Origin of the sequence: Streptomyces sp. NPDC002176 (assembly GCF_044903645.1) — a bacterium.
Classification (GTDB): domain Bacteria; phylum Actinomycetota; class Actinomycetes; order Streptomycetales; family Streptomycetaceae; genus Streptomyces.
In genome coordinates, this window is sequence record NZ_JBJDQW010000002.1 from 725661 (window position 1) to 747086 (window position 21426).

The window sequence follows — 21426 nt, forward strand, 5'->3', positions numbered from 1 at the left end:
GAAGTAGCCGTGTGGGGCGCCTGGTCCGGTCAGTTGTCGTCCAGCGCCGAACGGAGCGCGTCGGGGTCGGTCACCGGGGCCTCGCAGGTGAAGTTCCGGCAGACGTAGGCGGCCGGGTCGCCGCCGACCAGGGGGCGGTGGGCGAGGAGGGGGAACTCCTCCCCGTCCGGGGTGCCCGCCGCGACGACCGCGCCGGGTGCGCTGGCGAGGAGGGCCGTGCGATGCAGGGCGGCGGTGCGCTCGTCGGTGAGGGACGGGCCGACGACGGCGACCTCACGGGGGCCGTCGAGCTGTGCCTCGGCCGCGGCCAGACCCCAGCCGACGAACCGGGGCACCCGCGGCCCGAGCGCCTTGACCACGCCGAGGGCCTGCTCGGCGGCGGTCCGGTGGGCCTCGGAGCCGGTGTGCGCGGCGTAGGACAGCAGGGCGGCGGCCGCGGCGGACCAGCCTGACGGGGTCGCGTTGTCGGTGGGGTCCTGCGGGCGGCGGATGAGCTGCTCGGCGTCGGAGGCGGTGTCGTACAGCGCGCCGCTCTCCGGGTCGGTGAAGCGGGTCATGACCTGGTCGAGGAGGAGCCCGGCGAAGTCCAGCCAGACGCCCTCGCCGGTCACGGAGGCCAGTGCGAGGAAGCCCTCGGCGACGTCGGCGTAGTCCTCCAGCACCCCGGTGTTGGCCCCGGCCCGGCCGTCGCGGCTGGTCCGGGTGAGGTGGCCGTGCTCGTCGAGGTGGACGCGGACCAGGTGGTCGGCGGCGGCGACGGCGGCCTCGATCAGGTCGGGGCGGTCGAAGTAGGCGCCGGTCTCGGCGAGCGCGGCGACGGCGAGGCCGTTCCAGGCGGCGACGACCTTGTCGTCCCGGCCGGGCGCGGGCCGCCGGGACCGCTCGGCGAGCATCCGCTCCTTGACGGAGGCGATCCGCTCGGCGTCGAACACCCGCTCCGCCTGCGGAAGTTGGAGCACGGACTGACCGTGCTCGAAGGTGCCCTCGTCGGTCACACCGAAGTACTCGGCGGCGAGATCGCCGTCCTCGTCCCCGAGCAGGGCACGCAGCTCCTCGGGCGTCCAGACGTAGTACGCCCCCTCGACGTGCTTCCCGCTCCCGTCATCACTGTCGGCGTCCAGCGCGGAGGCGAACCCGCCTTCCTCGGTACGGAGTTCACCGACGAGGAAGTCGGCGGTCTCCAGTGCGATCCGGCGGGCGAGGTCGGAGCCGGTGGTCCGCCAGAGATGGGCGTAAACCCGACAAAGCAGCGCATTGTCGTACAGCATCTTTTCAAAGTGCGGCACGACCCAGTCCCGGTCCACGGAGTAGCGGGCGAAGCCGCCGCCGAGCTGGTCGTAGATGCCGCCGCGGGCCATGCGCTCGCAGGTGTCGCTCGCCATCTGGAGGGCGCCCTCGGAGCCGGTGCGGGCGTGGTGGCGGAGCAGGAACTCCAGCGCCATGGACGGCGGGAACTTCGGCGCGCCGCCGAATCCGCCGCGCTGCGGGTCGTACTCCCGGGTGAGCCCGAGCAGCGCCCCGGCCAGCTCCTCCTCACCGGGCACCCCGGCCGCCTGCTGGACGATCTCCCGCTGGGCGAGGTCCCGCGTGATCTTCCCGGCGACCTCGGTGACCTCGTCCCGCCGACCGTCCCACGCCTGGTGGACCCCCTCCAGCACCTGCCGGAAGGACGGCATGCCGCGCCCCGGGCGGGGCGGGAAGTAGGTGCCGAAGTAGAAGGGCTCGGCCTCCGGCGTCAGGAACACCGTCATGGGCCAGCCACCCTGCCCGGTCGCCGCCTGCACGGCCTCCATGTACACCGCGTCGACGTCCGGCCGCTCTTCCCGGTCGACCTTCACACTGACGAAGTTCTCGTTCAGATAGTCGGCGGTGACCTGGTCCTCGAAGGACTCGTGCGCCATGACGTGACACCAGTGGCACGCGGAGTACCCGACGGAGAGCAGGATCGGCACATCCCGCCGCCGCGCCTCCTCGAACGCCTCCGGTCCCCAGGGGTACCAGTCGACCGGGTTGTCAGCGTGCTGGAGCAGATACGGCGAGGTCACGTCGGCTAGCCGGTTCATGCTTCACATCGTCGCATGAGCCTGGCCGTGGCGGCTGGCCACTGGTGCCCCTGCGGACAGGGGCACCAGTACGTCAGGCCGTGCGGCTATGGCCGCGCGATCCAGGGCGACAGGACCGTGGAGAACTCCTCGTCGGAGAGGTGAACGCCTCCCCCGCCGAAGCCCTCCCACGCCTGCGCCCGCTGGAGAACGGGCAGGGGAATGTCGAAGGCGGAACGGAAGACGGCGATGAAGGAGATGACGCCGAAGCCCGCACCGAGTTCGTCCTTGGCCAGGAGTGCCAATTCCACGGCACTCTTCCCTTCGGCGTGCGCCGCTCTCAAGTCTTCCGCGACGTCTTCCAGACTCTTGCTCATAGCGGTTCCGCCCTGACCTCTCTTGGTGTGTCGTGAGCAGCCTACGGTGAGGGCGAGCCGCCCCCGCGGTGCGGAACCCGCCCTCACCTGGGTACGCCGTCTAGCGGAAGATCACGCCCACCTCCGTGTACTGCCCGTACATGCCGCGGAGTTCGATGAACTCCACCGAGGTGAATCCGGCCTTCCCCGACATGTATCCGGTGAAGGTGAAGGACTTCGCGGCTTCGTCGAGGGACTTGCCCTCACGCAGGGCCTTGTTGAAGTTGTTCAGGTTGTCGCTGAGTTCTCCGCCGTTCTGCCAGTACGCCTTGACGCCCTTGACCTTGTCGCCGAAGTGCGCGAGCGCGTTGTTGAACATGACGCCTCCGGACGGTGTGTCGCCCCCGACCTTGACGGCCATGGAGACGAGTCCTTCCGCGTCGATGCCCGCCACGATGCCCAGCCCGCTCGGCGCCACGGCGACGTAGTCCGGGCACCTGGCACTGGCGGCCGCGAGCGCACGCGCGGTGGAACGGGCGAGGGCTGGCGGGCAGGCGGCTGCCAGCCGCTGGAACTGCACCTTGCTGATGCCCGCGACGGCCTCCTCGGACAGCCCCAGCGACCGCAGGGCCCGGTAGGCGTCGAGGTAGCCGATGCCGGTCCTGGCCGCGGCGTCCGCCGCCCTGACCGCGTCGGCGATGGGCCTGAGGGCCTTGCCCGCGAACAGGCTCGCGACATCCACGGCTGCCCAGGCGCATCCGCCCCAGCTTCCGCTCTCACCGCCGGGTGCGAACTTCTGGGCGCACTTGATCCAGCTCCCGAAGAGGATGTCGATCGGGTCGATGTTGCTCTGGTACTCGGCGATCGTGATGGTGTGCGTGACCGTGGTGGAGAGTTCCTCGGTCGCGTGCTGCCCCAGGTAGAGGGTCTCGCTGCTGGGGCAGGTGTACTGCGAGGGGTTCAGCTGCTGCGTGGTGCACAGGTACAGGTCGACGATCGCCTTGTACCGGATCTTCGCCGTGATCGTGCAGTCGCCCGTGTAGAAGAGCTTGTCGATCCAGCCGTCGCAACCGCCCGTCTTCTTCTCGATCCCGGGCTCGCCGATCTTCTCGACGTGATCGACGACGTAGAACATGTTGCCGATGGAGCCGCCGTCCCCGTCGGGCACGGTTCCGGTGTCGATCTGCTTGGCCTGGGCGGCCTTCTCCGCCCGGTCGGCGGCTTCCTGGGCCTCCTTCGCGGCCTCCTGGGCCCGCGCGGCCGATGCCTCGGCCGCGGTCGCGTCCCTCTCGGCCTGGTCGGCGACGCCCCGGGCGGTGGCGGCGTCCGCCTCGGCCGCGGTGGCCGCCCCCCGGGCGGAAGCGGCATCCTGCTCGGCGGCATCGGCCGAGGTGCGCGCCTGGGTGGCGTAGCCGGCCGCCTCGGTCGAAGCGGCGGCTGCCACGGCGGCGTCCGCGGTGGCCTGCCGGTCGTACTCGACGGTCCGGGCCTCGGAGGCGATGGCCGCCTGGGCGGCGGCGGACGCCTCCGCGGCTGATGCGCGGGCCTTGCCCAGCGACACCGTTGCGGCGGCAGCGGATGCCGCGGCTGCGGAAGCCGCGGTGGCGGCCGCCTTGGCGTCGGCGGAAGCGGCGGCGGCCAGGGCAGCGGCTTCGGTGGCGGCCTTGGCGGCCTGAGCGGCCTTGGCCTTGGCGAGCGCCTCCTGCTGCTCGGCCGCGGTCTTGGCGGCCTGTCCGACCAGGACGGCCAGACCGGCCGAAGCGTCGGTCTCCTTGTACGGCGAGCCGAGCTCGATGGCGTCGTTGGCGGGGTTGATGACCTGTCGGGCACTGTCGCGGGCGGCCAGGGCCGCCTGCGCGGTGGCGTACGCGAAGCCGGCCGTCTTGACCGCGGACGCGGCGGCGGCGTTGGCCTCGATCCGGGCGAGTGCGGCATTCGCCTTGGCCTCTACGGCCTTCGCCTGGGCGGTGTCGGCGAGCGCCTTGGCGGCGCGGACGTTCCCGGCGGCCGCTTCGGAGAAGCCGATCGCGTCGGCCGCGGCCGCGTGGGCCTTGGTGACCGCCGCGTTGGTGACCGCCACATCCCGCTGAGCCGCGTCGGACGCCGCCTTCGCGCGTGACGCCGCGGCCTCGGCCTTGGTCGCCGCCTCCCGGGCGTTCGCCGCCGCGTTGGTGGCCTCGGTGGCCGCCGCCCGCGCGTTGGTGGCAGCGGTGGTCGCGGCGTTGGCCGCGGCGCGCGCCTGGGTCGCCGCGGTGCGGGACGCCGCCGCGGCGTCGGTGCCCTCGTCGGCGTACGCCTTGGCTTCCTTCGCGCTGGCCTTGGCGCCCAGCGCGTCCCGCAGGGCTTCCGCACTCAGCGCGTCGTTGCGTGCGGTGACGGCGTTGCGCTCCGCGGTGAGGGCGGCGTCCTTCTTCGTGGCCGCCGTGTTCCCGGCCGTCTGCGCGGCCGCCAGTTTGGCCGCCGCTGTCGTGCGTTCGCTCTGGGCGCGCTGGTCGGCCTCGGCCGCCTTCTGCCGCTCGGTGGCGGCGATGTCCTTCTGCGTCCTGGCCTTGTCGCGCTCGGCCTCGGCGGTCAGCCGCTTGGCGTGCGCGTCGGCGGCCGCGTTCTTCGCGGTGACCTCGGCGGCCTCGGCCTTGGCCTGTGCGGCCTTGGCCTTCGTGGCGTTCTCCGCGGCCTTGGTGGCCTGCACGGCGGCGCCGTCGGCTGCCGCCTTCGCCTGAGCCGCGGCCTCCTCGGCGGCGACGCGGCGGAAGTCCGCGGCCGAGGCGTGCGCCTGGGTCTGGGCGAGCGCGAGCAGCGTCTTGCTGTCGGCGGCGGAGGCGCGGGTGGCGTTGGACGCCGTCTCGGTCGCCTTCGCCACCGCCACGGCGGCGGACGCGGACGCGCGGGTCACCTGGACGGCCTGCTGGCCGTAGAGGAGCCCGCGACCGCGGGGCAGCCCGGCGGCGTCGGCGATGCCGTACGCGGCCTGCTGCGCGGCGATGGCGGTGGCGGCGTGCCGCTGGGCGGACTGGGAGGCCCGCGACGCGACGAACACCCGGCCCAGCGCCATGGCCTGCGCCTTGACGATGTCGGCCTTGACCTTGGTGAAAACGGCCGCTTCCGGGTAGGACAGCCCGGCGCTGGCCGGGGTCTGCTTCAGCCAGTACGCCTGCCAGTCCGCGAGTCGGCTGGCGATCATCGACTGGCCGAGCGCCTCACCCAGTGCCTGGGTGGCGATCTGCAGGTCCGCGGAAGCCTGGGCCTCCTCACCGAGGATGGTGTCGCGCTGGGTCCGCTGGCCGTCGATCTCCTGCTGCCACTCCGCGGAGGCGGTGATCAGCTCGGAGGTCAGCACGTGGTGCGGGTCGGGCGGGTTGTGGGTGGTGCAGGACGCGAAGCGCGCCTTGAGCCCTTCGACGTCGACCCGGTACTCCATGCTCGCCGGGTCGGGAGCGGTGGTCGGGAACCCGCCGTTCTGCAGGAAGATCCGGGCGTCGTCGGCGTACATGGGGTGCATGAACTGCATCTCCCACTTCCACGCCGACCAGTCCTCGTAGTCCTCCTGCCGGTCCTCGGAGTAGCGCGTGGTGGCGATCTTGGTCACCGCGGCCACCGAGTCCGCGTTGGCCACGGGGGCCTGGTCCTCGTGGAACAGGTCGTACTCGGACTGCCAGAACTGGTCGGCGATCCACCCGGACAGGCCGGTGGTGCTGAAGGGGTTGTCCTTCTGCTCGATCCACTGGAACCCGGTGTAGGTGTACCCGGCCGGTGGCTCGACGTTGAGGGACTTCTCCCACTCGTGGTGCCGGTCGTACAGCTCGTCCATCTTGGCCGAGGCGGACGCCTTGTCGTTGTTGTACGCGACGTCGAGCGGCGGCGGCGGGTCCTCGTAGTAGGCGGGGTTCGCCGCCTGCAGCAGCTCGGCGTCCGAGCCGTTCAGGCCGCGGCGGGCGACGCTCTTCATCTCCTGCCCGCCCTTGCGCTGCATGAGATTGAGCAGGCACTGGGCGGCGCGGGTCTTCGCGGCCGCGTCCAGGTCGTACCCCGGCGTGTCCTCGGTCGCGCTCACCGGCAGGGTCCGGGCGAGGGGTTGGAGTTGGCTTCCGGTGATGGTCAGCGCGGCGACGGTCACCAGAGTGGTGGAGGCGAGCAGCCGCCCCAGGGCACGTCGGGGAAGGCGCGGGAAAGGTGGCGCGTTGGTGCGCATGGGCGTGAGTCAGCCGATCTGCTGATGCTGCCTCGGGCGGTCTTGTGGGGACCGGGCCGGAGGGCAGAGAAGGGGGGCCGGGACGGCGGTCAGAACAGGGTGTTGAAGGCTTGCCAGCCGGAGGTGCCGATCTGCACCCGCGCCGCGAACGGGGCGGTGCTGACACCGGTGCCCTTGAAGAGCCACAGGGCGCCGGCCGCGTCGCGGCCGATCAGGTCGGCCTTGCCGTCGCCGCTGTTGTCGCCGCTCGACACCAGGGTGGTGTAGTTCTTCCAGTCGGTGCCCGGCACGGTCAGCCGGGTTCCGAGGATCGCGTTGGCCGTCGCGCTGCCCGTTCCCGGGTAGATGTAGAGCGTGCCGGTGGTGCTGCGGGCGAGCAGGTCGTTCTTGCCGTCGCCGGTGTAGTCGCCGACTCCGGCCAGCGTGTCCATGCCGTTCCAGCCGGAGGTCCCGGCCTGGACCTTCGTGGCGAAGGTGCCGTCGGACTTGCCCTGGTACAGCCACAACGCCCCTGCGGCGTCGCGGGCCAGCACGTCGGGGGCGGTGCTGCCGCCCAGGTTGCCGACGGACACCAGGGCGTTGTAGACGTCCCAGCCGCCGCCGATGACCTTTGTCTCGGTGCCGCGGCCCGCGGTGTAGTACAGCGTCCCGCCGACCCGGTAGTACAGGTCGATGCCACCGCCGGCCGCGGAGGTCTTCGTCTGGAAGAGCGCGGTGGCCACGGTGAACCCGCCGCCCAGGTCGGCCGCGGCCCGGACGCCACCGGTGCCCGTCGGCTCGTAGTCGTACAGGTGCCCGTCGGCCTTGCGGCCGAACAACGGCAGCATCGGAGCGGCGGAGGCGGCCTGGACAGCCTGCAACTCGACCGAGGCCGGGGACGGATCGCGGCCGGGAACCGGCGACGGCGCCGCATTCCCGGTCACCAGGGCGAGCACGGCCGCGGTGGCCAGACCGACGGCACGTATCACCACCCGGCGGCTCGGGCGATGGGAGAAGGTGAGCATGCGAAGGAACGTCCTCATGAGCGACACGAGCGCGCACACGCGCGCAGGTGCGGGCACGCGCGTCGCACCGCCCGGCCATCCCCCCGCGGATGCACACGCGCCGGGCCTGCGACCTCGGCAGGCGCATAGTACAAACATAAGAGATCCATAAGAAAGACTTTTCTGGCACACAACTGAACCAGCTTGGACGGCAGTTGTCGCGGCGCGTCCGGAGCACTCCCGGATCTGGGCGGCCGACGAGCCCGAGCGCCACCGTCCGGCCGTCACAGCCGAGCAGTCAGCCCGGCGAGGTAGTCGTCGAGGAGTTCCTGCTGTCGCTCCGGTGGGAACCCCGCCGGGTCGAGCAGGGCCTGGACCACCAGGCCGAGGGTGAAGGACTGGGCGGTCGCCGCGATGCGGGCCGGGTCGCCGGGGGGTAGTTCGCCGAGGGTTTGCGCGGCTGCCACGTGTGCGGTCAGGCGGGCTGCTGGACTGGGCGTTCGGCACCCGCGGCCTGCACCGGGCCGAATGGCACTGCCGGGCAGACAACGACCGCAGCGCGGCGGTGGCGAAGCGGCTCGGCATGACGCTGGAGGGTGTGCGACGCGAGGCGTGGCCGTACGCGGGCGCCCGGCACGACAAGCAGGTCTGGGCGGTCCTCGCACCGGAGTGGCACGCCCTGGAGCGGTGACCGGCCGGGCAGGTGGTGATCGACGCCCCCTCGCGCTCCCCGCGCCCCCGAAGGACACTGAGGCATAAGGGAGTTGCTGCCGTCGAGGGGGACGTATGCGGGACGGGCATCGGGCCGAGGCCGAGCGGCTGGTGGTGCGGGCGGTGGAGGAGGAGGTGCGGCGGTCGGGTGGGCGGGCCGACGGGCAGTTGCTGCTCACGCGGGCGCGCGCCGGGCTGGACGGGATGGCGGGGGCGGCGGCGGAGGAGTACGCCGCGTACACCCGCGCGCTCGACGCGTCCGAGGCGGACCGGCTCAGCTTCGCCCGGCGCTACGCCCGCGAGGGCGCCGGTACCCCGCTGCTGGTGGCCGCCGTCGCGGCGGTCGCGGCGGCCGTCGCCGACCTGTCCCTCGGCACCGGTGCGGGCACCGCGCTCGGCGCGGGCGTCGTCGTCGGCGCGGCCGGGGCCGCCGCGACCGTGGTGAAGGTGGCCGGTACGCATCTGCCCGCCGCCCACCACCGCAAGGGCGCGGCGAGCCAGCCCGGCGGCCCCGAGCAGCTGCGGCTGCAGTGGCTGACCGCGCTGGAAGTACGCGGCATCCGCCCCTTCCTGGACCAGCAGCGGATGCTCGCCGCCTCCACCGCGCCGGGCAAGAAGACCGGTCCGGCGCTGCGCGGGTCGGACAAAAGCGCGGCGGCCCGGCGCCGGACCGCACTGGAGCAGTCCTTCGGTCAACTCCCAGAGCCAGAAGAGCTGTTCGCGGGCCGTACCGAGGAGCTGGCACGGATCGGGCAGTGGGCGCTGGCCGCCCGCGCGGAGACGGAGACCCGGCCGACCGTGGTCGTCCTGCACGGCGCACCGGGCTCGGGCCGCACCACGCTCGCGGTACGCGCGGCGCACCAGCTGCGCGACCACTTCCGGGGCGCGGTCGTCGTCGACCTGCGCGGCGACGGCCGCGAGACCCGGCCGCTGTCCACCCGCGACGCCCTGCTGCATCTGCTGAACCGGCTCGGCGCACCCCGCGAGCAGTTGCTGTTCCGCGAGCACGCCTCCCCCGAACAGCAGGCCAAGCGGCTCAGCGAGCTGTACCACCAGCATCTGGCCGGGCTGCCCGTGACGATCGTGCTGGACGACGCCTCCGACCCGGCGCAGGTGCGCGCGCTCACCCCGGAACGCTCCGACAGCCTGGTCCTGGTCACCTCCCGCACCCCGCTGAAGCTGGACGCGGACCTGCCCGCCTGGGTGCACCACCTGCCCGTCGAGGCGCTGGACGCGGCCGGTGCCGAGGAGCTGCTGACCGCCTCCGCGCAGGACTCCGCCCACCCCTACGACGCCGAATCCACCGAGCGGATCAGGGAGTTGTGCGGCGGGCTGCCGCTGGCGCTGCGCTGCGCGGGCTCGGCGCTCGGCTCCCGCCCGGCGAGCGGACTCGTGGCGGACCTCGCCGCGTACGGCCCCGTCGAACCGGTGGAACGGGTGCTGTGGCTGCGCTACACCGACCAGCCGGAGCCCGCCCGCCGTCTGCTACGCCGCCTCGCGCTGGCGGGCCGGGCCTCGCTGGGCGTGGCGGCGGCCGCCGCGCTGCTGGGCACCGGTGAGGAGGAGGCGGGTCGGCAGCTGGCCGCGCTGGCCCGCGCCGGGCTGCTGGACCATGTGCGCGGCGACCGGTACCGGCTGCACCACCTGGTCCGCGCCTTCGCCGAGGCCCGGCTGCTGGACGAGGAGGAGCAGGCCGAGCGTACGGCCGCGCAGGAGCGGCTGATCGTGAACTACGCCGAGCTGGCCGACTCGGTGCTGCGCCTGGTCGACGGCAACATGTCGACGCGCTCGGACCGCTTCGGCTCGCACGGCTTCGTCTCGCTGGAGGAGGCGCTGCGCTGGCTGGACGACGAGACCAGCTTCATCACGGCCACCCTGCGCCAGGCCGAGGGCGTGGACCAGGGCGCGGTGCTGAACCTGCTGGGCGCGCTGTGCGACTACTGCCTGCTGCGCGGCGACCTCTACCGGCTCGGTGAGATCAACGAGCTGGCGCAGGCCGTGGACGAGGGGCTGCTGGTGCGCTCGGTGCAGTGGCGTACCGGTATCGCGGCCCGGCAGCTCGGCGAGCTGGACAAGGCGCGCACCACGCTGGCCTCGGTGGTGGACCTGTACCGGGAGGCGCACCACGACGCGGGCGCCGCCCGTGCCCTGTGCTCGCTCGGCATCACCCTGCACCACCAGGGCAACCTGACCGAGGCGGCGGCCAAGCTCCAGGAGGCGCTGGACCTCCAGGCGCCCCCGCAGCTCGCCACCGACCGCGCCTGGACGATGCACGCGCTGGCCGCCGTACAGCGCGACCGGGCCCGGCTGCCGGAGGCGCTGGACCTGCTGAAGCGCTCCCTGGTCCTGCACCGGGCGGGCGGCTCGGTGCACGGCGAAGCGTGGGCCCACTACCAGCTCGGCCAGCTCGCCCTGTGCCTCGGCGACGTACCGCGCGCGGAGGACGAGCTGGGGGCCGCGCTGGAGCGGTACGGGCGGACCCGTGACGCGCGCGGCGAGGCGTGGGCGCTGACCCAGCTCGCGCGGGCCCGGCTGGTCGACGGGGACGCGGCGCCCGCCGTGGAGGGGCTGCGCCAGGCGGCCGTACGGCACCGGGACAACGAGGACGCGCGCGGCGAGGCGTGGACGCTGTACCACCTGGGGCAGGCGCTGGAGGAGACCGGCGATCTGGACCGGGCGGTGCGGGAGCTGGAGCGCTCACGCACGATGTTCTCCCGGATGCGGGACGTGTACGGCCTGGCCTGCGCCCGGCACCACTCGGCGCGGGTGACCCGCGACCAGCGGGCCGCGCAGACCGGCTCGCTGCGCAACTCCGGGTTCGCCCGCCAGCTGCTGGTCGACGCCCGCGCCGACTTCCAGCGGGTCGGGGTGCCGCACGGCGAGGCGTGGACCTGCCTGGAGCTGGCGGTGGTGGACGCGGGCAACGAGCGCGGCCAGCAGGCGCTGGGCCTGTGCGACGAGGCGCTGGGCCTGTTCACCGCCTACGGCGACCGGCGCGGCGAGGACTGGGCGCGGTTCCTGCGCTGCACCCTGCTGCCGTACGCGGCGCCGGGCGGCACCGAGGTGGGCACGGCGGTCGCGCAGGAGGAGCTGGCCCGCCTGGTCCGCGCCGCCCATCCCCTGCGGGACGAGCGGCTCACCGACTGCGCCCCGGCGTACGCCCTGCTGCTGGAGCGGGGGGTGAGCCTGGAGGCGGGCTGGCAGGCGTGGCGGCTGCGCATGACGCCGGACCGGCACGCCCGCGATGTGCTGGGGGTGCCGGTACCGGAGAAGGGGTGAGAGGGGCGCGGCCCGGTGGTCCACCGGTCGCGCCCGTCACCCGTACGGCTCGGGTCAGCCCTGCCGGGACTCGGCCGCCTTGTCGGAGGTCTCGCCCTCGGCGGGCGCCTCCTTGAAGTCGACCTTCCCCATGTGCTTGCTCATGCTCTTCATCAGGCCCCACACGGCCAGGGCCATCACCGCGAACACGATGAAGCCGAGGACACCGGGGGTGACCTTGTTCTCGTCGATCTCCTTGGCGAGGGGGACGAGGTGCGTCACTGCGAGGCTCACGCTTGCGCTCATGTCAGGCATTGTCCCGGATGCCCGCGAAGAGGTCGTCCTCGGGGAGGGAGGTGTCCACGAGGGACTTCGCCAGCTCGTACTCCTCGGTGGGCCAGACCTCCTTCTGGAGCTCCATCGGGACCTTGAACCAGCCGCCGTCGGGGTCGATCTGAGTGGCGTGCGCGATCAGCGCCTTGTCCCGGATCTCGAAGAACTCCGCGCACGGGACATGCGTGGTCAGGGTGCGCTCGACCCGCTCGAACTCGTTCCAGCGCTTGAGCCAGTCCCCGTACGGCGACTCGAGCCCGCGGTCCAGCATCGCGTGGTGCAGGGCCTCGGTGCGGGGGCGGTTGAAGCCCTGGTTGTAGTACAGCTTGCTCGGCTGGAAGGCCGGGCCGAACTCGGCCTCCGGGTACTTCTCGGTGTCCGCCGCGCCCTCGAACGCCACCATTGAGATCTTGTGGGTCATGATGTGGTCGGGGTGCGGGTAGCCGCCGTTCTCGTCGTAGGTGGTGATCACCTGCGGGCGGAACGCGCGGATCTTGCGGACCAGCTCACCGGCCGCCTTGTCGACGTCCTCCAGGGCGAAGCAGCCCTCCGGCAGCGGGGGCAGCGGGTCGCCCTCGGGCAGGCCGGAGTCGACGAAGCCGAGCCACTCCTGCTCGACCCCGAGGATCTCGCGGGCCTCGTCCATCTCCTTCTTGCGCACCTCGTGGATGTGCTCCTCGATGTACGCGTCACCCTGGAGCTTGGGGTTGAGGATGGACCCGCGCTCTCCACCGGTGCAGGTCACCACCAGCACGTCCACCCCGTCGGACACGTACTTCGCCATGGTGGCCGCGCCCTTGCTCGACTCGTCGTCGGGGTGGGCGTGCACGGCCATCAGTCGCAGCTGGTCAGTCAAGACTCGTTCCTTGTTGGTCGGCGCCCCGCGGTCGGTGGGGCAGTCAACGGGTGCCGTGCCTGGGGCACGTCGTCCATGGGGCGGCGGTCGGAGGGCGGGCGGCAGGCTTCTATAGTGACCGAATCGGGGGACGAATAATTCCGCGGAGAGGACGATCATGGGTACGGCGAGCACGCGGCTGCCCGAGGGCCGATACGGCCGCTCCTCGGACGAGCGTGCCGATCACCGGCTCAAGATCCTCGGCGCGGTACTGGGCGCGGCCCTGCTGGTGCTGGTCGGCTACTTCGCCTATCACTACGTCGCCAAGAACGAGATCAGCGCGCAGGTCATCACCTTCCAGGCCACGGACGACTCGGTGCGCGTGCATCTGGAGGTCCACCGGGACGCCGATGTGAACGGCTACTGCACCCTGCGCTCCCAGTCCGCCGACGGGGCCGAGGTCGGCCGGGCCGACTTCCGGTTCACCGGGCCGGACACCCGGGTGGACAAGGTCGTCACGCTCCGTACGACGGCCAAGGGGAGCACCGCCGAGCTGCTGGGCTGCCACGCCGGCTGACGGATCACCCGGAATGTGTACGGCGTGACCTGCGCTGATGCGATTCTGATGGCTTATGTCCTCCCCCTTTCGCCCCTGAATTGTTAGGCTCGTGGTTTCGCCCATCCAAGAGAGAACATGCTTCCTGGTAGGGCGATGCTTTGTATTCCCTGTACCGACGAGGAGCACCCTGTGACCCAGACCAGCGAGAACGTCACCTGGCTGACCCAGGAGGCGTACAACAAGCTCAAGGACGAGCTTGAGTACCTTACTGGTCCTGCGCGCACGGAGATCGCGGCCAAGATCGCGGCTGCGCGCGAGGAGGGCGACCTGCGCGAGAACGGCGGGTACCACGCGGCCAAGGAGGAGCAGGGCAAGCAGGAGCTGCGTGTGCGCCAGCTGACCCAGCTCCTGGAGAACGCCCAGGTGGGCGAGGCCCCGGCCTCCGCCGACGGTGCCGTCGCTCCGGGCATGGTCGTCACGATCGCCTTCGACGGTGACGAGGACGACACGACGACGTTCCTGCTCGCCTCCCGTGAATACGCCAGCTCCGATGTCGAGACGTACTCGCCGCAGTCCCCGCTCGGCTCGGGTGTGCTCGGCCACAAGGTCGGCGAGAACGCGGAGTACGAGCTGCCGAACGGCAAGAAGGCCACGGTGAAGATCCTGAAGGCCGAACCGTACTCGGCCTGACCCGGCCCCCTTTTCTTCCGACCGGCCCCCGGTGCCCTTCAGGCGCCGGGGGCTTCGTCGTCCCCGAGAATCCGCCACCGGTTCTGCTCAGGCGGTGGCCGAGCGGTATTTGCGGACCGCCAGGGTGCGGAAGACCACGATGATCAGAATCGAGTAGATCAGCGAGGCCCACACCGGGTGCTGCATGGGCCACGCGGTCGACGTGGACTCACCGGGGTTGGCGAACAGCACACGGGCCGCCTCGACGGTGGCGCTGAACGGGTTCCAGTCCGCGATGTGCCGCAGCCACGGGGTCATGTTGCTGGTGTCCACGAACGCGTTGGACAGGAAGGTCACCGGGAAGAGCCAGACCAGGCCGCCGGAGGTCGCCGCCTCGGGGGTGCGCACGGACAGGCCGATGAGGGCGCCGATCCAGGTGAACGCGTACCCGAGCAGAAGCAGCAGGCCGAAGGCGGCGAGCACCCTGAGGGCGTTGGTGTCGCCGTTGGACCCCACTCGCCAGCCGACCAGGAGGGCGACCGCGGCGAGGACCAGCAGGGTGAGCGCGGTCTGCACCAGGTCGGCCAGGGTGCGGCCGGTCAGCACCGCGCCACGGGCCATGGGCAGTGAGCGGAAGCGGTCCACCAGGCCCTTGTGCATGTCGTCGGCGATGCCCGCGCCGGAACCGGCGGTGGCGAAGGTGACGGTCTGCGCGAAGATCCCGGCCATCAGGAAGTTGGTGTAGGCGGTGGCGCTGGTGCTGCCGCCGATCTTCATCGAGCCGCCGAAGACATAGGTGAACAGCACCACGAACATGATCGGCTGGATGAGCCCGAAGATGACCACCTCGGGAATCCGGACCATGCGGATCAGGTTCCGCTGGGCCACGATCAGCGAGTCGCGGACGGCCCGGCTGAAGGGGTTGGCGGGCGCCACGGCCCGCGCGGTGTCACTGACGGCACTCACTTGACGGCCCCCTCGGTGTCGGTGGTGGTCTCGGCGTCCTTGGCGGCGTCCGGGCCTGCTTCGGCGGTGTGTCCGGTCAGGGAGAGGAACACGTCGTCGAGAGTGGGGCGGCGCAGCGCGATGTCGTCTATCTCGATGCCCCGCGTGTCCAGCTCCCGGATGACCTCGGCGAGCAGCTTGGCGCCGCCGGTGACGGGGACGGTGAGCTTGCGGGTGTGCTCCTCGATGGTGGTCTCGCCCTTGCCGAGGGCGCGCAGCACCTCGGCGGTGGCCGCGATCCGGTCCCGCTCGTGCACCACGACCTCGACGCGCTCGCCGCCGGTGCGGGCCTTGAGCTGGTCGGAGGTGCCCTGGGCGATGACCCGGCCGTGGTCGACCACGGCGATGTCGTGGGCGAGGTGGTCGGCCTCCTCCAGGTACTGCGTGGTGAGCAGCAGGGTGGTGCCGCCGGAGACGAGCTGCTGGATGACCTCCCAGAGCTGCTGGCGGTTGCGCGGGTCCAGGCCGGTCGTCGGCTCGTCCATGAACATCACGGGCGGCGAGACCACGAGGGCGGCGGCGAGGTCGAGCCTGCGGCGCATGCCGCCGGAGTAGGTCTTGGCGGGGCGGTCGGCGGCGTCGGCGAGGTGGAACTGCTCCAGCAGCTCGGCCGCGCGTTCCTTGGCCGCCTTGCCCCGCATCTGGTAGAGCCTGCCGACCATCTGGAGGTTCTCCCGGCCGGTCAGATACTCGTCGACCGCCGCGAACTGGCCGGACAGGCCGATGGAGCGGCGCACGGTGTCCGGGTTCTTCAGCACGTCGACGCCCGCGACGACCGCCTTGCCGCTGTCGGGGCGCAGCAGGGTGGTCAGACAGCGGACGGTCGTGGTCTTGCCCGCGCCGTTGGGCCCGAGCAGTCCGAGGACCGTCCCCTCGGGCACATCGAGGTCGACGCCGTCCAGTGCCCTTACGTCCCCGAAGGTCTTCACCAGACCCTCGGCATAGATGGCGCCCGGCATGATCTCTCCCCGTCGTCGGTGGTGCAGGCAGCTGACTGGCACGCGGACCCGGCACCGCCGGTGAGCGGCGGTCCGACCCCCACGTCACACACCGTAACGCGATGTATCGCGTCTCTCAACGGGTTTCCGGATTCCTTCCCCGAACGAGTGAACGGCGCCTCGACCAACCCCCGACCGACCCTGCCCGGCCCCGCTCAGTCGATGATCACGTACCCCGACTCCCGCAGGGCGGCGGTGACTTCGGTGCGGTGGGTGGGGCCCTGGGTCTCCAGGTGGAGTTCCACCTCCGCCTCGCTCAGGCCGAGGCGGGGGTCGGTGCGGATGTGGCTGACGTCGAGGACGTTGGCGTCGGCCGCCGAGAGCACGCCGAGCAGGGTGGCGAGGGCGCCGGGGCGGTCGGTGAGGCGCAGCCGGACCGCGAGGTAGCGCCCCTGCGCGGCCATGCCGTGCCGCAGCACCCGCTGCATCAGCACCGGGTCGACATTGCCGCCGGACAGCACCGACACCACCGGCCCGGAGAAGCCGCCGGGGTCGGCGAGCAGCGCCGCGACCGGGCTGGCGCCCGCCGGTTCCACCACCAGCTTGGCCCGCTCCAGGCACAGCAGCAGCGCGGCCGAGAGGTGGTCCTCGCCGACCGTGCGCACCTCGTCGACCAGTTGCTCCACGATCCCGAACGGCACCACGCCGGGCGTGCCGACCTTGATCCCGTCGGCCATGGTCGCGGGGTTCCCCACCGTCACCGGGTGCCCGGCGGCCAGCGAGGGCGGGTAGGCGGCCGCGCCCTCGGCCTGCACGCCGATGATCCGCACGTCCGGCCGTACCGACTTCACCGCTACCGCGATCCCGGCCGCGAGTCCGCCGCCGCCCATGCCGACGACGATGGTGCCGACCTCCGGGCACTGCTCGAGGATCTCCAGGCCGACCGTGCCCTGGCCCGCGATGATGTCGGGGTGGTCGAAGGGGTGGATGAACACCGCGCCCGTCGCGGCCGCGTACTCCTGGGCCGCCCAGAGCGCCTCGTCCACGACCTGGCCGTGCAGGCGCACCTCGGCGCCGTACTCGCGCGTGGCGCTGACCTTGGGCAGCGGGGCGCCCTGCGGCATGAAGACGGTGGAGTGCACGCCCAGCAGGGAGGAGGCCAATGCGACGCCCTGCGCGTGGTTCCCGGCGCTCGCGGCGACCACTCCGGCGGCGCGTTCCTCGGGGAGCAGCCCGGCGATGCGGACGTAGGCGCCGCGGAGTTTGAACGAGCCCGTCCGCTGAAGGTTCTCGCACTTCAGGTGGACCGGTGAGCCCACCAGCCGGGAGAGGTGCCTGCTGCTTTCCATGGCGGTCGTACGGGCCACTCCGGAGAGCATCTTCTGCGCCCCGCGCACGTCGTCGAGGGTGACGGAGCGCAAGGGGTCGGCCGTGCGGTAGCTCATGTGCCAAGTCTCGCAGTTCACGTTCGCGACCGGCGCCGACGCAGGTCTCGAGGGCGGGTTTCCCCGGCGCCCGTACGGGCAACCGCCCGGCCGCGTACCCTGTCCCCCAACCCAGCAGCCCCTTCATGAAGCGAGCCTCCGGCCATGCCCACAACACCTGATATGTCGATGGACATGACAACCGTCGGTGACAGCGGTCTGCTCGACACCCTCCAGCACGAGGTGGCGGTGTTCGCGCGCCGCGCCGAACAGACGCGGCTCGGCGGGGTCGGGCAGGTGCGCAACTCCATGGACCGCGCCGCCTACCTGCTGCTCAACCGCCTCGACAACGAAGGTCCCATGGGCGTCAAGGCGCTCGCCGCGAGCATGGGCATCGACTCCTCCACGGTGACCCGGCAGGTGGCCCCGCTGGTCGACGCGGGCCTGGTCAAGCGCACTTCGCACCCCGAGGACGGCCGCGCGGTGGTGCTCCAGCTGTCCCCGCGCGGGAGCACCCGGCTGGCCGAGGTACGGGCCTCCCGGCGCCAGTTGATGGCCGAGCTGACCGAGGAGTGGACACCGGCCGAACGCGAGAGCTTCTGCGATCTCCTCAGCCGCTTCAACACCGCGCTGTCCGCGCGCATGGCCGTCCAGCCGCAGCCGCCCGCCGCCTCCTGAGGACGCCCCCTCCCGGCTCTTGACCCCCGGGCCCCCGCGGGCCTCAGATGAGACCGGGCCCCGGGCACGCGCCCGGGTGCCACGGGTTCTTCTCGCGCCGCAGGGTGCGCTGGGGGGAGGCGGGGTGCGTGATCGGGCGGCCGTGCGGGATGCCCGCAGGGCACAGGAGTTCGGAGGGTTCGTCGCGGGCGCGGCGACCCGGCTGCTGCACACCGCCACGCTGCTCACCGCGGAGAAGCCGGACGCCAACCCGCGCGCGCGGCGCCTGCTGACCCGGGCGCTCGCCCACACCTACGCCCACTGGGACCACCCGCCCGGCGAGGACCCCTACGACCGCGCCCGCGGGCATCTGGCGACCGGCTTCGCCCACGCGCCCTGGCACCGCTCCCGCCCGCGCGGCCCGCTCGCCGCGCTGACCCCGCGCGAACGGCTGGTCCTGGTGCTGCGGCTGTACGAGGGGCTGGCCGACGAGCAGACGGCGGCCCTGCTGGGCCTCCCCATCGAGCGCGTACACGCCCTGTGCGACCGGGCGACGGCCACGGTGCTGCATCCGCCGCCCTGGACCGCCCCGCGCGCGGCGGGCCACCTCATGAGACGGCTCCAGCCGTGAATCGGCCGGAGCGCGAGGCCGCCGTACGGCGGCTGATGGAGACGGTGCCGGTGAGTGTGCCGCCGGAGCTGCCCGGCGAGGCGGTACGCCGGGGCGCCCGGCTGCTGCGGCTGCGGCGGCACACGCGCCGACTGCTGTGGCTGGTGCTGTGCGCGGCGGCGGTCGCGTTCCTCACCTGGGCCGCGCTGACCCGGCCGTGGGCGGAGCCGCCCTCTCGGACGACCCCGCCGCTGTCCGGCTGGTAGGCCGGAGCGCGCTTACTTGCCGAGCGCCTGCTGCAGGTCCTCCAGCAGGTCGTCCACGTTCTCGATGCCCACGGACAGGCGGACCAGGTCGGAGGGAACCTCCAGCAGCGAACCGGCGACGGAGGCGTGCGTCATCCGGCCGGGGTGCTCGATGAGGGACTCCACGCCGCCCAGGGACTCGCCGAGGGTGAAGATCTGCGCGCGGTCGCACACCGCGACGGCCGCCTCCTCGCCGCCCGTGACCCGGAAGGAGATCATGCCGCCGAACGCCCGCATCTGCTTGGCGGCGACCTCGTGACCGGGGTGCTCGGGCAGGCCCGGGTAGAGCACGCTGCTCACGCGCGGGTGCCGGGTCAGCATGTCGGCGATCTTCGTGGCGTTCTCGCTGTGCCGGTCCATGCGCACCGCGAGGGTCTTGGTGCCGCGCAGCACCAGCCAGGAGTCGAAGGGACCGGCGACGGCGCCCATCGCGTTCTGGTGGAAGCCGATCTCCTCGCCCAGACCCTCGTCGGCGACGATCAGCGCACCGCCGACCACGTCCGAGTGGCCGCCCATGTACTTGGTCAGGGAGTGCACGACGACGTCCGCGCCGAGCGACAGCGGCTGCTGCAGGTAGGGGGTGGCGAAGGTGTTGTCGACGACGAGCTTCGCCCCGCCCGCGTGCGCGACCTGGGCCACGGCGGCGATGTCGGTGATGCCGAGCAGCGGGTTGGAGGGGGTCTCCACCCAGACGGCCTTGGTGCGCGGGGTCATCGCGGCGCGCACGGCGGCCGGGTCGCTGGTGTCGGCGACGGACCACTCCACGCCCCAGCGGGTGGCGACCTTGGCGAAGAGGCGGAAGGTGCCGCCGTAGGCGTCGTTCGGGATGACGACGTGGTCGCCGGGGCTGAGCAGCGTACGCAGCAGGGTGTCCTCGGCGGCGAGGCCGGAGGCGAACGCGAAGCCGCGGCGGCCGCCCTCCAGCGCCGCGAGGTTCTCCTCCAGCGCCGTCCTGGTCGGGTTGGCGCTGCGGCTGTACTCGTAACCGCCGCGCAGGCCGCCGACGCCGTCCTGCTTGTAGGTCGAGACCTGGTAGATGGGCGGGACGACCGCGCCGGTGAGGGGATCGGCGGTGTTGCCCGCGTGGATCGCCAGAGTCTCGAAGTGCTCGCTGATGTGCCTGTCGCTCATGTGCACCGAGCGTAATGCGCTCGCGGGAGTGCTGCCGGACGCCGGGGCGCGGGGCGGGCGGTGGACGGGAGTTTTCCACAGGCTGGCGGGAGGGTTGGCCAACTGTCACCGGCATCTGGTTCGCTTGACTCATGGCGACTCTCTGGCTGCTCCTGGCGCTGGCCCTGCTGGCCTTCGCGCTGCTCCCGCTGATCCGGCGCGGGCGCGGCGGGATCGAGCGTGTCCACCCGAGCCACCCGGACGCCGCCGACCCCGAGCGGTACGGCTTCCTGCGCCAGGAGGAGCTGGACATCCGGATGCCGGGCCCCGACCAGGACCTGCTGGACGTGCTGGACCTGGTCGGCCGCACCGGTGATTACCGCGCCGCGGCCCAGCTCCTCGCGGGCACGGAGGCGCAGGGCGAGACGCGCTGGCAGCGGGTGCAGGCGTTCGCCGGAGCGGCCTCGCTGGAGCTGCGCGAGCGGCCGGGCGGAATACATCAGACGCCGGGCGGCCAGTGGCTGCGGGTGTGGCGGGCCGAGCAGCCGAAGGACGCGGGCGGCGCGGCGGTGCACGCCGAGTTCCTGGCTCAGCAGGCGTGGCGGACGTCGGTGCCGGGCACGGACGACTTCCGGATCATCATGGAGGAGGCGCGCGACGCGTGTGAGCGGGCCGCGCTCGCCGCCCCCGGCGACCCCGTGCCGCACATCGTCATGCTGTCCGTGGCGCGCGGACTCGGCTGGTCCCGGCCGGAGTTCGACGAGCTGTGGGGGAAGATCCTCGACATCGCCCCGCACCACATGGGCGCCCACCTGGCCGCGCTGCACTACACCTGCGAGAAGTGGCACGGCTCGCGCGAGGAGGCGTACGCGTTCGCCGAGGCGGCCGCCGCCCGCGCGCCCGAGGGGTCGCTGCTGGCCGCGCTGCCGCTGTTCGCGGTCTTCGAGCATCTGCCGGAGGTGAACCTGGTCGCGGGGTTCTACCGCAGCGAGGTCGTGGTCAAGGCGATACACGGCGCGCTGCACGCGGTGCACTCCGCCCGGCCGGACGATCCGATGCTCGCGCACGTCCGGCATCTGCTGGTGTTCTTCCTGGTGCGGGCCGAGCGCTGGGCGGAGGCCATGGACCAGCTGGTGCACGTGGACGGCCACGTGGGCGCGCTCCCGTGGAGCCTCTCCGAGGAACCGGCCGAGGCGTTCGCGGTGTACCGCGCCCTGGCGGTCGCGGGCTACGAGGCCAACGGCGGCAACCCGGCGAGCCTGCCCGGCTGACACCCCGGTCCGGCCTCCCGGAGAGTACGTATTGCCCCGCTGACCTGCGGTAGGGCATACTCCGCTTGCCCTGGGCTTTGCTCCTGCTTTGCCCGGGCCCGAGTCCCCCCACACTCAGACGGCGGCACCGCGCGACGGTGTGCGCCTCGTTCGTCTTGCTCCGGCCGGCCC

The 21426-nt window shown here is 72.4% G+C and carries 19 protein-coding genes; 8 read left to right on the forward strand and 11 right to left on the reverse strand.

What is annotated here, in order from left to right; genetic code table 11:
- Positions 1 to 29: 29 nt before the first annotated feature.
- The 5 genes from ACI2LY_RS11545 to ACI2LY_RS11565 all read right to left on the reverse strand — a co-directional run bounded on the left by ACI2LY_RS11545 (position 30) and on the right by ACI2LY_RS11565 (position 8037).
- Positions 30 to 2063 carry a thioredoxin domain-containing protein gene (locus ACI2LY_RS11545; protein ID WP_404706978.1) on the reverse strand — a complete coding sequence of 678 codons (2034 nt, stop codon included), beginning with the start codon at positions 2061 to 2063 and terminating at the stop codon, positions 30 to 32.
- An 86-nt stretch (positions 2064 to 2149) separates the two neighbouring features.
- Entirely contained in the window at positions 2150 to 2353 is a 204-nt protein-coding gene (locus ACI2LY_RS11550; RefSeq protein ID WP_404706979.1) for a hypothetical protein, read from the reverse strand.
- 166 nt (positions 2354 to 2519) lie between these two features.
- Positions 2520 to 6587, reverse strand: a complete 4068-nt coding sequence (locus tag ACI2LY_RS11555) for a virulence factor (RefSeq protein WP_404706980.1) — start codon at positions 6585 to 6587, stop codon at positions 2520 to 2522.
- 89 nt (positions 6588 to 6676) lie between these two features.
- Positions 6677 to 7591, reverse strand: a complete 915-nt coding sequence (locus ACI2LY_RS11560) for an FG-GAP repeat domain-containing protein (RefSeq protein WP_404706981.1) — start codon at positions 7589 to 7591, stop codon at positions 6677 to 6679.
- Between the two features lie 263 nt (positions 7592 to 7854).
- Positions 7855 to 8037 carry a TetR family transcriptional regulator C-terminal domain-containing protein gene (locus tag ACI2LY_RS11565; protein WP_404706982.1) on the reverse strand — a complete coding sequence of 61 codons (183 nt, stop codon included), beginning with the start codon at positions 8035 to 8037 and terminating at the stop codon, positions 7855 to 7857.
- A 2-nt stretch (positions 8038 to 8039) separates the two neighbouring features.
- On the opposite strand from ACI2LY_RS11565, the gene ACI2LY_RS11570 reads away from it, so the two are divergent.
- Positions 8040 to 8261, forward strand: coding sequence for a GNAT family N-acetyltransferase (locus ACI2LY_RS11570; RefSeq protein WP_404706983.1), 222 nt, complete (start codon positions 8040 to 8042; stop codon positions 8259 to 8261).
- 95 nt (positions 8262 to 8356) lie between these two features.
- On the forward strand, positions 8357 to 11560 hold the full coding sequence (locus tag ACI2LY_RS11575) for a tetratricopeptide repeat protein (RefSeq protein ID WP_404706984.1): 3204 nt from the start codon (positions 8357 to 8359) through the stop codon (positions 11558 to 11560).
- A 54-nt stretch (positions 11561 to 11614) separates the two neighbouring features.
- Here ACI2LY_RS11575 and ACI2LY_RS11580 read toward each other — a convergent pair whose 3' ends face one another.
- On the reverse strand, positions 11615 to 11854 hold the full coding sequence (locus tag ACI2LY_RS11580; RefSeq protein ID WP_399718951.1) for a hypothetical protein: 240 nt from the start codon (positions 11852 to 11854) through the stop codon (positions 11615 to 11617).
- The gene (gene mca / locus ACI2LY_RS11585) at positions 11847 to 12728 is read right to left on the reverse strand and encodes a mycothiol conjugate amidase Mca (protein WP_404706985.1); all 882 of its coding nucleotides are present in this window, start codon (positions 12726 to 12728) and stop codon (positions 11847 to 11849) included. The genes ACI2LY_RS11580 and mca overlap by 8 nt, the downstream gene beginning before the upstream one ends.
- 157 nt (positions 12729 to 12885) lie before the next feature.
- On the opposite strand from mca, the gene ACI2LY_RS11590 reads away from it, so the two are divergent.
- Both ACI2LY_RS11590 and greA read left to right on the forward strand, forming a co-directional pair.
- Positions 12886 to 13284, forward strand: coding sequence for a DUF4307 domain-containing protein (locus ACI2LY_RS11590; RefSeq protein WP_393915002.1), 399 nt, complete (start codon positions 12886 to 12888; stop codon positions 13282 to 13284).
- A 171-nt stretch (positions 13285 to 13455) separates the two neighbouring features.
- Positions 13456 to 13956, forward strand: coding sequence for a transcription elongation factor GreA (gene greA, locus ACI2LY_RS11595; RefSeq protein ID WP_388996267.1), 501 nt, complete (start codon positions 13456 to 13458; stop codon positions 13954 to 13956).
- A gap of 87 nt (positions 13957 to 14043) precedes the next feature.
- Here the strand turns inward: greA and ACI2LY_RS11600 are convergent, their stop codons facing one another.
- The 3 genes from ACI2LY_RS11600 to ilvA form a co-directional block, all read right to left on the reverse strand.
- Entirely contained in the window at positions 14044 to 14901 is an 858-nt protein-coding gene (locus ACI2LY_RS11600) for an ABC transporter permease (RefSeq protein WP_393915001.1), read from the reverse strand.
- Complete coding sequence (locus ACI2LY_RS11605) at positions 14898 to 15899, reverse strand: ATP-binding cassette domain-containing protein (RefSeq protein ID WP_404706986.1); 1002 nt, start codon at positions 15897 to 15899, stop codon at positions 14898 to 14900. Before ACI2LY_RS11605 ends, ACI2LY_RS11600 begins: the two co-directional genes overlap by 4 nt.
- Before the next feature lie 194 nt (positions 15900 to 16093).
- Positions 16094 to 17323 (reverse strand): threonine ammonia-lyase, encoded by a 1230-nt coding sequence (gene ilvA / locus ACI2LY_RS11610; RefSeq protein WP_393914999.1) that lies wholly within the window; start codon positions 17321 to 17323, stop codon positions 16094 to 16096.
- 162 nt (positions 17324 to 17485) lie between these two features.
- Here ilvA and ACI2LY_RS11615 point away from each other — a divergent pair, with 162 nt between their 5' ends.
- The 3 genes from ACI2LY_RS11615 to ACI2LY_RS11625 all read left to right on the forward strand — a co-directional run bounded on the left by ACI2LY_RS11615 (position 17486) and on the right by ACI2LY_RS11625 (position 18835).
- Positions 17486 to 17980: a MarR family winged helix-turn-helix transcriptional regulator gene (locus ACI2LY_RS11615; RefSeq protein ID WP_388997370.1), complete on the forward strand. Its 495-nt coding sequence runs from the start codon at positions 17486 to 17488 to the stop codon at positions 17978 to 17980.
- A gap of 124 nt (positions 17981 to 18104) precedes the next feature.
- Entirely contained in the window at positions 18105 to 18590 is a 486-nt protein-coding gene (locus tag ACI2LY_RS11620) for a sigma factor-like helix-turn-helix DNA-binding protein (RefSeq protein ID WP_404706987.1), read from the forward strand.
- Complete coding sequence (locus ACI2LY_RS11625) at positions 18587 to 18835, forward strand: hypothetical protein (protein ID WP_404706988.1); 249 nt, start codon at positions 18587 to 18589, stop codon at positions 18833 to 18835. Before ACI2LY_RS11620 ends, ACI2LY_RS11625 begins: the two co-directional genes overlap by 4 nt.
- Before the next feature lie 12 nt (positions 18836 to 18847).
- Here the strand turns inward: ACI2LY_RS11625 and ACI2LY_RS11630 are convergent, their stop codons facing one another.
- Positions 18848 to 20005, reverse strand: a complete 1158-nt coding sequence (locus ACI2LY_RS11630; protein ID WP_404706989.1) for a cystathionine gamma-synthase — start codon at positions 20003 to 20005, stop codon at positions 18848 to 18850.
- Positions 20006 to 20136: 131 nt separating this feature from the next.
- Here ACI2LY_RS11630 and ACI2LY_RS11635 point away from each other — a divergent pair, with 131 nt between their 5' ends.
- Positions 20137 to 21255 carry a hypothetical protein gene (locus ACI2LY_RS11635; RefSeq protein WP_404706990.1) on the forward strand — a complete coding sequence of 373 codons (1119 nt, stop codon included), beginning with the start codon at positions 20137 to 20139 and terminating at the stop codon, positions 21253 to 21255.
- Positions 21256 to 21426: the final 171 nt, after the last annotated feature.

Bases quoted from the DNA above. Each gene is read 5' to 3' on its own strand.
- ACI2LY_RS11545 (WP_404706978.1), bottom strand. From the start codon at position 2,063: ATGAACCGGCTAGCCGACGTGACCTCGCCGTATCTGCTCCAGCACGCT.
- ACI2LY_RS11555 (WP_404706980.1), bottom strand. From the start codon at position 6,587: ATGCGCACCAACGCGCCACCTTTCCCGCGCCTTCCCCGACGTGCCCTG.
- ACI2LY_RS11560 (WP_404706981.1), bottom strand. From the start codon at position 7,591: ATGCTCACCTTCTCCCATCGCCCGAGCCGCCGGGTGGTGATACGTGCC.
- ACI2LY_RS11575 (WP_404706984.1), top strand. From the start codon at position 8,357: ATGCGGGACGGGCATCGGGCCGAGGCCGAGCGGCTGGTGGTGCGGGCG.
- ACI2LY_RS11580 (WP_399718951.1), bottom strand. From the start codon at position 11,854: ATGCCTGACATGAGCGCAAGCGTGAGCCTCGCAGTGACGCACCTCGTC.
- ACI2LY_RS11590 (WP_393915002.1), top strand. From the start codon at position 12,886: ATGGGTACGGCGAGCACGCGGCTGCCCGAGGGCCGATACGGCCGCTCC.
- ACI2LY_RS11605 (WP_404706986.1), bottom strand. From the start codon at position 15,899: ATGCCGGGCGCCATCTATGCCGAGGGTCTGGTGAAGACCTTCGGGGAC.
- ilvA (WP_393914999.1), bottom strand. From the start codon at position 17,323: ATGAGCTACCGCACGGCCGACCCCTTGCGCTCCGTCACCCTCGACGAC.
- ACI2LY_RS11615 (WP_388997370.1), top strand. From the start codon at position 17,486: ATGTCGATGGACATGACAACCGTCGGTGACAGCGGTCTGCTCGACACC.
- ACI2LY_RS11630 (WP_404706989.1), bottom strand. From the start codon at position 20,005: ATGAGCGACAGGCACATCAGCGAGCACTTCGAGACTCTGGCGATCCAC.
- ACI2LY_RS11635 (WP_404706990.1), top strand. From the start codon at position 20,137: ATGGCGACTCTCTGGCTGCTCCTGGCGCTGGCCCTGCTGGCCTTCGCG.